The 12267-nt window shown below is 66.3% G+C and carries 11 protein-coding genes; 4 read left to right on the top strand and 7 right to left on the bottom strand.

Features of this window, described 5'->3' with window-relative positions:
• Positions 1 to 294: 294 nt before the first annotated feature.
• The 4 genes from ABIE58_RS09795 to ABIE58_RS09780 form a co-directional block, all read right to left on the bottom strand.
• Positions 295 to 558: a DUF6455 family protein gene (locus ABIE58_RS09795; protein WP_354544531.1), complete on the bottom strand. Its 264-nt coding sequence runs from the start codon at positions 556 to 558 to the stop codon at positions 295 to 297.
• A 25-nt stretch (positions 559 to 583) separates the two neighbouring features.
• Complete coding sequence (gene msrQ, locus ABIE58_RS09790; protein ID WP_354544530.1) at positions 584 to 1189, bottom strand: protein-methionine-sulfoxide reductase heme-binding subunit MsrQ; 606 nt, start codon at positions 1187 to 1189, stop codon at positions 584 to 586.
• Between the two features lie 2 nt (positions 1190 to 1191).
• Positions 1192 to 2091, bottom strand: coding sequence for a protein-methionine-sulfoxide reductase catalytic subunit MsrP (msrP, locus tag ABIE58_RS09785; protein WP_354544529.1), 900 nt, complete (start codon positions 2089 to 2091; stop codon positions 1192 to 1194).
• Between the two features lie 76 nt (positions 2092 to 2167).
• The gene (locus ABIE58_RS09780) at positions 2168 to 3661 is read right to left on the bottom strand and encodes an FMN-binding glutamate synthase family protein (RefSeq protein ID WP_354544528.1); all 1494 of its coding nucleotides are present in this window, start codon (positions 3659 to 3661) and stop codon (positions 2168 to 2170) included.
• Positions 3662 to 3897: 236 nt separating this feature from the next.
• Between ABIE58_RS09780 and fcl the strand changes: the two genes are divergently transcribed.
• Entirely contained in the window at positions 3898 to 4869 is a 972-nt protein-coding gene (gene fcl / locus ABIE58_RS09775; RefSeq protein ID WP_354544527.1) for a GDP-L-fucose synthase, read from the top strand.
• A 24-nt stretch (positions 4870 to 4893) separates the two neighbouring features.
• Positions 4894 to 6342: a mannose-1-phosphate guanylyltransferase/mannose-6-phosphate isomerase gene (locus ABIE58_RS09770; RefSeq protein WP_354544526.1), complete on the top strand. Its 1449-nt coding sequence runs from the start codon at positions 4894 to 4896 to the stop codon at positions 6340 to 6342.
• Here ABIE58_RS09770 and ABIE58_RS09765 read toward each other — a convergent pair whose 3' ends face one another.
• Both ABIE58_RS09765 and ABIE58_RS09760 read right to left on the bottom strand, forming a co-directional pair.
• A complete protein-coding gene (locus ABIE58_RS09765) occupies positions 6343 to 7623 on the bottom strand; it encodes a DUF2793 domain-containing protein (RefSeq protein ID WP_354544525.1) in 1281 nt (426 codons plus the stop codon).
• 431 nt (positions 7624 to 8054) lie between these two features.
• Positions 8055 to 8834, bottom strand: coding sequence for a hormone-sensitive lipase (locus tag ABIE58_RS09760; RefSeq protein ID WP_354544524.1), 780 nt, complete (start codon positions 8832 to 8834; stop codon positions 8055 to 8057).
• An 87-nt stretch (positions 8835 to 8921) separates the two neighbouring features.
• Here ABIE58_RS09760 and ABIE58_RS09755 point away from each other — a divergent pair, with 87 nt between their 5' ends.
• Complete coding sequence (locus ABIE58_RS09755; RefSeq protein WP_354544523.1) at positions 8922 to 10394, top strand: NAD-dependent succinate-semialdehyde dehydrogenase; 1473 nt, start codon at positions 8922 to 8924, stop codon at positions 10392 to 10394.
• 72 nt (positions 10395 to 10466) lie between these two features.
• Positions 10467 to 11708: an META domain-containing protein gene (locus ABIE58_RS09750; protein WP_354544522.1), complete on the top strand. Its 1242-nt coding sequence runs from the start codon at positions 10467 to 10469 to the stop codon at positions 11706 to 11708.
• Between the two features lie 58 nt (positions 11709 to 11766).
• On the opposite strand, the gene ABIE58_RS09745 is transcribed toward ABIE58_RS09750, so the two are convergent.
• Positions 11767 to 12240 (bottom strand): Hsp20 family protein, encoded by a 474-nt coding sequence (locus ABIE58_RS09745; protein ID WP_354544521.1) that lies wholly within the window; start codon positions 12238 to 12240, stop codon positions 11767 to 11769.
• Between the last annotated feature and the right edge of the window lie 27 nt (positions 12241 to 12267).

Here is a 12267-nt window from a genome sequence, read left to right as displayed (position 1 = left end):
CCAACCAGCCCGTCCAGCGCCCCAACACCGCGTCCCCGCCGTGTCGGTGAAGGCGGGTTTACGGATACTCGCAAAGAGTCGCAAGTGGTTTTTTCGCCCTTCGTCATGTTTTTTACACAAATCCCGATTTTATCGAGAAATGAACGGGTTAAGGGATGGATCGACAAGTTTTATGCCCGCTATACGCAACTTTATTTCCCGCACCGACACACGGGCGCGAGCGGCGCGAGACTTATCCACAGGCGAGGTCTGGGAACGCGGTTTTCTCTCCGTCGTGACCTGTCGCCACGGCCGTCAATCACCCTCCTCCGCGAGTCGCCTGGCCAGGAACACGAGCAGCTTGCGGTTCGAGCAATAGGCGGGCGGCAGGTCTTGCGCCTCTGGCCGTCCCAGCCTCTTGCGGCAATCCTCGGCTTCCGAACAGGCGGCACAGCGCTGCATCAGCCGCGTTATATCCTGCTGCGACAATCCAATGGCCGCCCGGTCGGGGATGATCTCGAGCCCAAGCTCGCGCGCCATCCGCTCCATCAGCCCGTCATAGCCCGGTGGCCTCTTCATCTCGGCCCTCCTCTCGAGGATGAGCCTAGCGCGCGCGCCTTGCCAAACCTTTAATATCCGGCAGGCGCAGCGCCAGCAGCACCACAATCACCGCCAGATAGGCCAGCGGTTCGATCTGAAACCCCTTGGAGAGCCAGATGAAATGCACCGCCCCCAGCACCGCCACCGCATAGGCCAGCCGGTGCAGCCGCCGCCAGCGCGCCCCAAGCCACCGCACCGCACGATCATTCGAGGTCAGCGCCAGCGGGATCATCAGCGCGAACGCCGTCATGCCGACCGTCACATAGGGCCGCTTGACGATATCGGCCCAGATGCGCCCCGCGTCCTGCACATCGAGAAACAGCCATACCGCCAGATGCAGGCTGACATAGCAAAACGCCAGCAGCCCGATCGCGCGGCGAAACCGCAGCAGGTTCACGCCAAGATATCGGCGCAGCGGCGTCAGGCACAGCCCGATGATCAGCAGTTGCAGCGCAATCTCGCCCAACTCCCGCTCCAGCGTCTTGATCGGCTCTGCACCCAACCCGCCGGTCGCGCCCAGATACACCAGCCAGGGCGCGGCCCAGCCATAGCCAAGCCAGACGGCCCAAACCGGCACCCGCCGCGCCAGCGCGTTGATCCGGTCGCGCATCCTCAGAAATACGTCTTGAGGTCCATGCCCGCGTAAAGCCCCGCCACCTCATCGGCATAGCCGTTGAACATCAGCGTCGGCTCGCGGCCCGCGAAGAGGCCGCCGCCGATGCGCCGCTCGGTGGCCTGTGACCAGCGGGGATGATCCACCTCGGGATTGACGTTGCTGTAAAAGCCGTATTCGCGCGGGTTGGCCTTGTTCCAGCTTGTCGCCGGCTCGGCCTCGGTCAGCGTGATCCGCACCACCGATTTGATCGACTTGAAGCCGTATTTCCACGGAACCACCAGCCGCAGCGGCGCGCCATTCTGGTTGGGAATGTCACGGCCATAAATACCCGTGGCCATGATCGTCAGCGGGTGCCGCGCCTCATCAAGCCGTAGCCCCTCGACATAGGGCCAATCCAGCACCGGGTAGCGCACACCGGGCATCTCCTCAGGCCGTAGCACGGTCTCGAACGCCACGTATTTCGCCCCCGCCTGCACCCCCGCCATATCGAGCAGGTCGGCAAGCTCGAACCCGTTCCACGGCACCACCATCGACCAGGCCTCGACACAGCGGAAGCGGTAAATCCGCTCTTCGATGGTCATGCGCGCCATGATGTCGGCGAAATCATACGCGCCGGGCCGGTCCACCAGCCCGTCGATACGCACAGTCCAAGGCTGCACGGTCAGCCGATGGGCATGGCGCGCCGGATCGCCCTTGTCGGTGCCGAACTCGTAGTAGTTGTTATAGGAGGTTATATCCTCCCAGGCATTCGGCTCGGGCACCTCGGCCCGCGCCGCGCGCCCTGCCCCGACAAGGCCCAGCCCCGCCGCGCCCGCCATCCACTGACGGCGAGTCATGTAGACCGCCTCGGGGGTCACATCGCGGTCGCCGAGATCATTCTTCCAGCGGTTGGCCATAGCGTCCTCCTGATCCGTTGCTCGATATATAGCGGTCGAAGCACTCCAGACCAGCCGCCAGCGTCCAGCGCCCCGCTTACACGCCTGCGTCGGCGTTGTAACTCGGGCGAATCTCGTTGAAGCGGATCGAGGTGCCATCGGCCTGCACCAGCCGCACGTGCCGCCGCCGCATCTGGCGCGGCTCAGCCACGCCAACGGAATGGGCGATGGTCTCCACCTCCTTGATGATGGATTTGGCGTAATTGGCGACCTTCATGTATTTGTCTTCCACCACCAGCCCGCGTTGCAGATAGGCATCATGGGTGGTGATGCCCGTCGGGCAGGTATTCTTGTTGCATTTCAGCGCCTGGATACAGCCCAAAGAGAACATGAAGCCGCGCGCCGAGGTGACGAAATCGGCACCGGCACAGATCGCCCAGGCGACATCGCCGGGATTGACCAGCTTGCCGCTTGCGATCATGCGGATACGATCTTTCAGGCCGTAGCGGTCGCGCAGGTCGACGATGCGCGGCAGCGCGTCGCGCAGCGGCATGCCCACCAGATCCATCAGCGGCATGGGCGCGGCCCCCGTGCCGCCCTCGCCGCCGTCAATGGTGATGAAATCGGGCGCACAGTCTGGGCCGCGCGCGACGATCCGCTCGAAAAGCGGCTCCCACGCCTCGGACGAGCCAATCACCGTCTTGAAACCCACGGGCCGCCCCGTCACCTCGCGGATATGACAGATCATGTCGAGCAGGTCATCGAACCCGTCCACCTCGGCGTGACGGTTGGGCGAGATGCTGTCCTCGCCCACGGCAATGCCGCGAATCCGAGCCACCTCGGCATCGACCTTGGCACCGGGCAGGATCCCGCCCTTGCCGGGCTTGGCCCCCTGCGCCAGCTTGATCTCGAACATCCTGACGCACGGGTTATCCGACATCTTGCGCAGCTTCTCGTCGCTCAGATGCCCCTCGGCATCACGCACGCCATATTTTGCCGTGCCGATCTGATAGACGATGTCGCAATTGCCGGTGAGGTGATAGGGGCTCAAGCCCCCCTCGCCGGTATTGAGCCAGATCCCCGCCGTCGCCGCCCCCCGGCTCAGCGCCTCGACCGCCGGGCGCGAGATCGCGCCATAGCTCATGCCGGAGACGTTGAAGATGGATTTCGCCTTGTAGGGGATCGCCGCCCCCGGCCCGATCTCCATCGGCGCGGTCGCCGCAAATTGACCGTCGAGCGGCGGAAACACCGCCGGCACGAAAATAGGCGTGCCCGGCACATTCAGGTTGCGGGTGGAGCCAAAGGCGATGGTATTGCCCTTGCCGCTGGTCGCGTGCGCCACCCAGTCGCGCTGCGCGCGGTTGAACGGCATTTCCTCGCGGTCCATCGCAAAGAAATACTGGCGAAAGAATTCGCCCAGCTTGGTGAACAGCCCGCGAAAGCGCCCGATCACCGGATAGTTGCGGCGAATCGCGTCGCCCGGCTGCACCCTGTCGATGACATAGAACAGCAGCACCCCAAGCATCGCTGTGCCCAGAAAGACCACGAACAAAAGCGCCAGAATTTCGAGAATCTGCGTCACATACCCCATAATGGTCCCTTCCGATCCACCTTGCCCGGCGTGCCCGGCCCCGGCTGCGGGCAGCACCGCCTTGATGTAGGCCGGGGCGGGCGGGTTTGTCCACGCTGCTGCGCGCGGGACGGCGACACAAACCCGGCATTCGCCAAGCCCCCGCCGCCCCTGCGCATCCGGCCAACACTATCCGCTCTGGACCAGCACGGTATGTCGTGCCAAACCGGATCGTGTATTCGAGAGAAGGCAGGTTCATGCCGAAAATCTACGTTGCAGGCCATCGCGGCATGGTTGGGGGCGCGATCTTGCGTCAACTTGAGGCGCGGCGCGCGCAGGGCGAAGAAATTGATCTTGTCACCGCCACCCATGCCGAGCTGGACCTGACGGATCAGGCGGCGGTCGCAGGGTTCATGCACGATCACCGCCCCGATATGGTGATCCTCGCGGCGGCCAAGGTGGGTGGCATCCATGCCAACAACACCTACCCGGCGGATTTCATCTATGAAAACCTGATGATCGAATGCAACGTGATCCATCAGGCCTACCGCGCGGGCGTGCGGCGGTTGTTGCAGCTTGGCTCAAGCTGCATCTATCCTCGCGAGGCCCCGCAGCCGATGCGCGAGGATGCGCTGCTGACCGGCACGCTGGAACCCACCAACGAGCCCTACGCCATCGCCAAGATCGCAGGCATCAAGCTTTGCGAGAGCTATAACCGCCAGCATGGCACCGATTACCGCTCGGTCATGCCGACCAACCTCTATGGCCCCGGCGACAATTTCCACCCCGAGAATTCCCACGTCCTGCCCGCGCTCATCCGCCGCTTTCACGAGGCGGTGCAAGAGGGCCGCGATGAGGTGATGATCTGGGGATCGGGGACGCCACGACGCGAGTTCCTGCATGTCGATGACATGGCCCGCGCGTCGCTTTTCGTGCTCGACCTTGACCGCGCCACATATGACGCCAACACGCAGCCGATGCTGAGCCATATCAACTTGGGCACCGGTGAGGATATCACCATTCGCGACCTCGCACAGATGGTGGCGCAGGTGACGGGCTATCAAGGCCGGATCGCCACCGACCCCACCAAGCCCGACGGCACCATGCGCAAGCTGATGGATGTGGGCCGCCTCGCGGATATGGGCTGGCGGGCGCGGATCGGGCTGGAAGACGGGATCGCCGAGACCTATCGCTGGTTTCTCGACAATCAGGACAGGTTTCGCGGCTGAGCCGGACCGAGGGAGGGCGTAACGATGGCACAGGATATTCACCCGCTTCTGCTCTGCGGTGGCTCGGGCACGCGGCTCTGGCCCTTGTCGCGCAAAAGCTACCCCAAGCAGTTCACCCGGCTCACCGGCACTGAGAGCCTGTTTCAGGCCTCGGCCCGGCGGCTATCGGGGCCGGGCTTTGCCGCGCCCACGATCATCACCGCATCGGATTACCGCTTTGTCGTGACCGAACAACTGGCCGCCATCGAGATCGCCGCCGCCGCCACGCTGATCGAGCCGGAGGGGCGCAACACCGCCCCCGCGATCCTCGCCGCCGCGCTGGAATTGCACGCCCGCGCGCCCGGCGCGCTGATGCTGGTGGCACCCTCCGATCACGTCATCCCAGATGGGGCCGCATTCCGCGCGGCGGTCATGGCGGCGGTGCCCGCAGCAGAGGCGGGGCGGATCGTCACCTTCGGCATCCGCCCCGACCGGCCCGAGACGGGCTATGGCTGGCTCGCCCTGAGTGCCGCCCCGCAAGACGGGTTCGCCCCGGTGCCGCAACCGCTCGATGGCTTTGTCGAAAAGCCCGATACCGCGACGGCGGAGGCGCTGCTCGCGGGCGGGATGCACCTGTGGAACGCGGGCATTTTCCTCTTTTCCACCGAGGCGATCATCGCCGCGTTCGAGACCCATCAGCCCGCGATGCTGGCCGCTATGCGCCGCGCCGTCGAGGGGGCCGCGCGCGATCTGCATTTCCTGCGCCTCGCGCCGGGGCCGTGGGCCGAATGCGACGAGATTTCCGTGGATTACGCGGTGATGGAGAAGGCCGACAACCTCACCGTGGTCCCCTATGGCGGCGCGTGGTCGGACCTTGGCGGCTGGGATGCCGTGTGGCGCGAGAGCGGCCCCGATGCGGGCGGCACCGTCACCTCCGGCCCCGCCACCGCGATTGATTGCGCGGGCACGCTCCTGCGCGCCGAGGACAGCCAACAGGTGCTGGTGGGGATCGGCCTTGAGGATGTGATCGCCGTGGCCATGCCCGACGCGGTGCTGGTCGCGCACAAGGACCGCGCGCAGGATGTGAAACAGGCGGTCGCGGCGCTCAAGACCCAGGGCGCGAAACAGGCCGAGACGCTGCCGCGCGATTACCGCCCCTGGGGCTGGTTCGAGAGCCTCGCCACGGGCGGGCGCTTTCAGGTCAAGCGCATCCATGTCAATCCCGGCGCGGCGCTGTCATTGCAAAGCCACCACCACCGCTCCGAGCACTGGATCGTCGTCGAGGGCACCGCCAAGGTAACCATCGACGACACGGTGACATTGGTGACCGAGAACCAGTCGGTCTATATCCCGCTGGGCGCGGTGCACCGGATGGAAAACCCCGGCAAGGTGGCGATGGTCCTCATCGAGGTGCAGACCGGAACCTATCTGGGCGAGGATGACATCATCCGCTACGAGGATATCTATGCCCGAGGCGAGGGTGCCAAGGGCTGATCACGCCCAGCGCCCGATCGCCGTTACCGTGACATCGGGCGCGGTTGCCCCGCTCACCGCCGCCATCGCGCGCAGGTGCCCCGTGAGCGCATCGCCCGCCCGCGTGGCGATCCACAGACCGGTGGCCGTGGTCGCACTCGCCATCAGCGTCGGGCGCGTGCCGGGGGCAAAGGCGGCGGGATAGCTCCAGGCGGTCTCGGTCGCCCCGGCAAAAAGCGCGCCAAGCGCGGTGCCGGGGGCGTCAAGGGTGAGCGTGTGGCGGCAGACCTGCGTGCCGTCGGGGCTGCGCAGCACCTCGCCATCGGGTGTGCTCACGCGGGTGGTGTTGTGGCTGCCCTGCACCGCCTGCCACGCGCCCCACACCCCGCCCGAGCGCGCGCGAAAGGCAAGCACCGCGCCATCCGCGCCGATGAAAATCTGCGCCAGATCACCGGCCCCGAGCCGCATCGACAGGCACAGCCCGGTGTCGGCCCCGGCGGGGCGGGGGCCGAGCGTTGCGGCCTCAACCGCATAACTGCCCGCAGCCTGCGCCGGATCGTCGAGATCGGCCAGCACCACCCCGGCCCCGCTTTGCCCCCAGCCAAAGGCCCCGGCGGTCAAAAGCCGCCCCGGCGTAGCATCCGTGGCGCTTTGCTGGATCGCCGCACCGCTGGCCTGCCCAGTGGCAGCGTCAAGGCTCAGCGCCGTCACCCAACCGGCCCCATCGGCGCTCACCTTGACGGTGAAATCGTCGCTGCCGCCGGTGCCCATCTCGGCGCGCCCGCCAAAGCCGGTCTGGAACAGCAGGCTTGCGGTATCGCCCGCCGTGGCCTTGTTGATCTTGAGCTGGTGGCCCGCGCCCTCGTGGTTCAGGAGCGTGGCAGGGGCCGAGAGCGCGAGGCGGTTGGTGGCATCATGGCTTGCGTTGATCCCCACCCCGTCGAGATTATCGAGCAATGGCGGCGCAAGCGGCACCCAGCCCGTGCCCGCGCGGCGATAGAGCCGCCCATCGCTCTTGTCGAGCGCAAGCCAGCCCTCGCCGGGAGCGATGAACAGCCAGCTTTCGTTGACAAAGGCAGCAAGCATGTCGGCCTGCCCGGCCCAGGCCCCGATGGGGGCCGCGCCCAGCGCCCAGACCTGCCCCGCCTCGGGCAGGGCCGGGGGGCTGCTGGCCGCGATCCCCTCGACGGCCAGTTGCACGGCGATATCAAGCCGGGTCAGCGCCTCGTTATGGGTGACGTGTTTCTGGGCCTGCGAGGGCAGGATGAACGGCAGCGACAGGCGCGGAGAGTGGTCTTGCATCGCGTGAACTCCGGGGATTGAGGGCATCAAGAGGGACGCGCCCAATCTTGGAGCGGGGTGTTGTCAAAGGGTAAAGGCGGCGGGCGGTGCCTAGCCGGGGCCGGGAGCAGCCGTTTCCCCGCCGCACCGGGCACGCCTTTGGCGCGGGTCTTGGATGGCTTGGAGGAAGACTTGGCTCAACGGCCGATGAGCCGCGCGAGTGCCCGACCGCCGGGTGGGCGCTGCAACGGTTGTTGAAAGCGCTTTATGGCGCAAAATACTTGAACGGTTGTGAGGGTTGCGCCGTTGCAAAAGCGCCCGCCCGAGGGGGCGGTCGGGCGCTCGCGCGGCGGCGCGCCAAGGCGCGCCTTGACTCCGCGCGGGGGACAGGAGGCTAATGGCGGCTCAATACCGTCCACAGCCCCGCCGCACCGCCCCCCTGTTCACCCCGCTCAGCCGGTAAGCCGCGCCACCATCGCGCTACCGGGGTCCGCGAGCGCCTCGATCACGTCGAAATGGTGCTTGCCGCGCGCCACGTCCAACGGCGCGGCCCAGGCCGCAGACAACCACCGCGCCTGATCGAGAAAGGCGGGCAATTCGCTGCCGCCCACCCAGACCGAGACCGGCACCGGCAGCGGGCGCATGAGCACCGGGCTCTCGGCCTCTGCCGAGGCCATGTCGAGACCGAAGTCGTCGTTCATCGAGGTCTGCAACAGCGGCCGCAGGTCCGACACCGGCGAGATCGGCAGCACATGGCACAACCGCGCCGCCACCTCGCCGGGCAGCACCCCCGGCACCGCCATGCGCGCCACCAGATGCCCACCCGCCGAATGGCCCGCCAAGGCCACCGGCCCCTCAACCCGCTCCGCCGCCACCGTCACCGCCTGCGCGATCTGCCGGGTGATGTCCCTGATGTGCACATCGGGGCACAGATCATAGGAGGGCATCGCCACCGCCCAGCCCCGCGCCAGCGGCCCGGCGGCAAGATGCGACCAGAACGAGCGGTCGAACCGCAGCCAATAGCCGCCATGCACAAAGACACACACCCCCCGCGCCGTGCCCTCGGGGTGAAACAGGTCCATCGCCTGCCGGGGGCTGTCGCCATAGGGCAAGGCAAGCTCCGCGCGGGCGCGCGCGCGGAACGCCTGCGCCGCCACGGTCCAGCGTGCGGGATATTGCGCACCGCCGGGGATATTGGGGACATTGGCATAGGCCGCGTCCAGATCGGTCATCGGGTCTCCCTCCTCTGGGCCTAGACATTCCTAGCCCAAGCTGCTTTGCCTTTGCGAGAGCAATCGACATCGCGAGAGGACCGCATCATGACCACGACCAATCTGAAATCCATGCTGAAGGATCCAGGCCTGCTGGCGGAAAAGGCCTATATCGGCGGTCAATGGGTGGATGGCGATAACGGCACGTTCGAGGTAACGAACCCCGCCCGTGGCGACGTGATCGCCAACGTGGCCGACCTCTCCCGCGCGCAGGTGGCCCATGCCATCGCCGTGGCTGAGGCCGCGCAAAAAGAATGGGCCAAATGGACCGGCAAGGAACGCGCAAACGTGCTGCGCCGGTTCTTTGACCTGATGATGGAGCATCAGCACGATCTCGGCGTGATCCTGACCGCCGAACAGGGCAAGCCGCTAGCCGAGGCCAAGGGCGAGATCGCCTATGGCGCATCCTTCATCGAATTCTTCGGCGAAGAGGCCAAGCGCATCTATGGCGAGACCATCCCCGGCCACCAGCGCGACAAGCGCATCACCGTCATCAGGCAGCCCATCGGCGTCGCCGCCTCGATCACGCCGTGGAATTTCCCCAACGCCATGATCACCCGCAAGGCCGCGCCCGCGCTGGCCGCAGGCTGCGCCTTTGTCGGACGGCCCGCCACGGAAACGCCGCTCTCGGCCACGGCGATGGGCGTGCTGGCAGAGCGGGCAGGTATCCCGGCGGGGGTGTTCAACATCCTGCCATCGTCCAGCGCGTCCGAGGTGGGCAAGGAGTTCTGCGAAAACCCCGGCGTGCGCAAGCTCACCTTCACCGGCTCCACCGAGGTGGGTCGCATCCTGTTGCGCCAGGCCGCCGACAGCGTGATGAAATGCTCGATGGAGTTGGGCGGCAACGCGCCGTTCATCGTGTTCGACGATGCCGATCTCGATGCCGCCGTCGAGGGCGCGATCCTGTGCAAGTTCCGCAACAACGGCCAGACCTGCGTCTGCGCCAACCGCATCTACGTGCAGGCGGGCGTTTATGACGCCTTCGCCGCCAAGCTCAAGACAGCGGTGGAAAAGCTCAAGATGGGCGACGGTTTCGACGACGGCACCACGCTTGGGCCGCTCATCAACGCGGACGCCATCACCAAAGTGCAGGAGCACGTCGCCGACGCCACCGCCAAGGGGGCCAAGGTGGTGATGGGCGGCGGCGAGCCGGTGCAGGGGCCGGGTTATTTCCTGCCCCCCACGATCCTGTCGGATGTCACGCAGGACATGCTGATTGCCACCGACGAGACTTTCGGCCCGCTGGCCCCTCTGTTCCGGTTCAACGACGAGGATGACGTGATCGCGATGGCCAATGACACGATTTTCGGGCTGGCCAGCTATTTCTACGCCCGCGACCTGAGCCGCGTGACCAAGGTGGCCGAAGCGCTGGAATACGGGATCGTCGGCGTCAATACCGGCATCATCTCGACCGAGGTCGCGCCCTTCGGCGGGGTCAAGCAATCCGGCCTCGGCCGCGAGGGCAGCCATCACGGCATCGAGGAATTCATGGAGATGAAGTATATCTGCATGAGTGTTTAGGAAATCGTCGCTTTGGTCTGGCCCGCGCGGGCGCTACGCTATGGCCATGGCATCGGGATGAAGGACACGGTCATGATTCGATTTCCTGCACTTGCCCTCGGGCTCGTGGTCGCATCGGGCGTGCCGTCATCCGGTCAGGCGGGCGAGACGCGGGCCGTGACCGGCGCCCTCACCTACACGCAAAAGATTGCTCTGCCGCCCGATGCGCGGGCGATCGTGCAGGCACAGGGCCGGTTCGGCGTGACGCTTGGCGAGGTCGGGACCGAGGCCGACAGGCACCAGATGCCGCGCGGTTTTGCGCTCGATGTGCCGTCCGGCCTGTCCGGGACGGTGCGCGCGCTGATCGAGGTAAACGGTGCCCCGCGATGGATCGTCGAGGGGGTCGGCTTTGACGCCGGGGCCGCGCCGGTTGACCTGGGTGAACTGGACCTTGCGCCGGTGACGCCGCTTGCCTTTGCCACAGACTTCCTTTGCGGCGACACGGCTGTTTCGGTCGGGATGCTGGGCGACGAGGTCATGCTGCGCGCCGAAGGGCGCGATATTGCGATGACGCAGGTTCGGGCCGCCTCGGGCGCGCGTTACGAGGCGATGGACACTCCGGACACGAGCGTATGGAACAAGGGCGATGCTGCCATGATCCGCCTGAACGGGCAGGATCTGCCCGAATGTCGCGAAATCCCGCCCCCCGCCGAACGCCCCTATCGCGCGCGCGGCAACGAGCCGGGCTGGCAGGTCTCGCTTGCAGCCGGGATCGCCATGATCGAGGCCGATTACGGTGTCCTCTCGCACGAGGTGCCACGCCCCGACGCGCAGGCGGTGCCGGGGGCCTATGAATTTGCCATGCCCGAGGCCAGGGCGCGGCTGCGGATCGAGGAACGCCTGTGCCACGACGACATGACCGGGATGCCCTATCCCGACACCGCGCAGCTTGCGCTTGACGGACGCGTGTTGCGCGGCTGTGGCGGCGATCCGGCCGATCTGCTGACCGGGGCCACATGGCAGGTGACGGCGCTTGGCGGTGCCACGCTGATCGAGCCGGAACGCCTGTCGCTCAATTTCCTCGATGCCGGTCGGGTGGCGGGCAGCAGCGGCTGCAACCGCATCATCGGCGGCTTCACCCTGACCGGCGAGGGCCTGCAATTCGGGCCGATGGCCAGCACCATGATGGCCTGCCCCGACCCGCTGATGGAGCAGGAACGGCGCATGCTCGATGCGCTGGAACAGGTCGCGGCCTTTGACGTGGACGAAGGCGGCACGCTGCGCCTTCTGGGCGATGATCACCGCACCGCCCTGATCGAGGCCACGCGGCCCTGAGCACGAAAACGCCCGGCAAGCGCGCACCTGCCGGGCCGAACGGCCAGAGGGCCGTGCCTCAGTTCACCTTTTCGGCGTCGATCACATCCTGTTCACGCACGGTGTCGGCGCTCTGGATCGCGATGCGCCGCGGCTTCAGCGCCTCGGGCACCTCGCGCACGAGATCGACATGCAGCATCCCGTCGGCATGGCTCGCGCCAGTCACGCGCACATGATCGGCAAGCTGGAAGCGCCGCTCGAAGGCGCGGGTGGCGATGCCGCGATGCAGATAACTGCGCGTGTTCTCACCCTCTTCGCTTTTGCGCGCCGAGATCACCAGCGCCCCGTCCTTGACCTCGACCGACAGATCATCGGCAGCAAAGCCGGCAACGGCGATCGAGATGCGGTAGGCATCGTCATCGGTCTTTTCGATATTGTAGGGCGGATAGGTGGGCTGGCTCATGTCGCTGGCCATCACCCGATCCAGAAGATCGGCGATCTGGTCATAACCGACAGTGGCCCGGTAGAGCGGTGCAAGATCGAAATTACGCATGGGTCATCCTCCTGTGAGCGATAACAG

The sequence above is a fragment of the Roseovarius sp. MBR-78 genome (genome assembly GCF_040547535.1).
GTDB lineage: Bacteria > Pseudomonadota > Alphaproteobacteria > Rhodobacterales > Rhodobacteraceae > Roseovarius.
This window is presented reverse-complemented; position numbering and strand designations above follow the sequence as displayed.

What these genes read in the sequence shown, in the direction of transcription:
- ABIE58_RS09795 (WP_354544531.1), bottom strand. Translation starts at nt 558, where the DNA reads ATGAAGAGGCCACCGGGCTATGACGGGCTGATGGAGCGGATGGCGCGC.
- msrQ (WP_354544530.1), bottom strand. Translation starts at nt 1,189, where the DNA reads ATGCGCGACCGGATCAACGCGCTGGCGCGGCGGGTGCCGGTTTGGGCC.
- msrP (WP_354544529.1), bottom strand. Translation starts at nt 2,091, where the DNA reads ATGGCCAACCGCTGGAAGAATGATCTCGGCGACCGCGATGTGACCCCC.
- ABIE58_RS09780 (WP_354544528.1), bottom strand. Translation starts at nt 3,661, where the DNA reads ATGGGGTATGTGACGCAGATTCTCGAAATTCTGGCGCTTTTGTTCGTG.
- fcl (WP_354544527.1), top strand. Translation starts at nt 3,898, where the DNA reads ATGCCGAAAATCTACGTTGCAGGCCATCGCGGCATGGTTGGGGGCGCG.
- ABIE58_RS09770 (WP_354544526.1), top strand. Translation starts at nt 4,894, where the DNA reads ATGGCACAGGATATTCACCCGCTTCTGCTCTGCGGTGGCTCGGGCACG.
- ABIE58_RS09765 (WP_354544525.1), bottom strand. Translation starts at nt 7,623, where the DNA reads ATGCAAGACCACTCTCCGCGCCTGTCGCTGCCGTTCATCCTGCCCTCG.
- ABIE58_RS09760 (WP_354544524.1), bottom strand. Translation starts at nt 8,834, where the DNA reads ATGACCGATCTGGACGCGGCCTATGCCAATGTCCCCAATATCCCCGGC.
- ABIE58_RS09755 (WP_354544523.1), top strand. Translation starts at nt 8,922, where the DNA reads ATGACCACGACCAATCTGAAATCCATGCTGAAGGATCCAGGCCTGCTG.
- ABIE58_RS09750 (WP_354544522.1), top strand. Translation starts at nt 10,467, where the DNA reads ATGATTCGATTTCCTGCACTTGCCCTCGGGCTCGTGGTCGCATCGGGC.
- ABIE58_RS09745 (WP_354544521.1), bottom strand. Translation starts at nt 12,240, where the DNA reads ATGCGTAATTTCGATCTTGCACCGCTCTACCGGGCCACTGTCGGTTAT.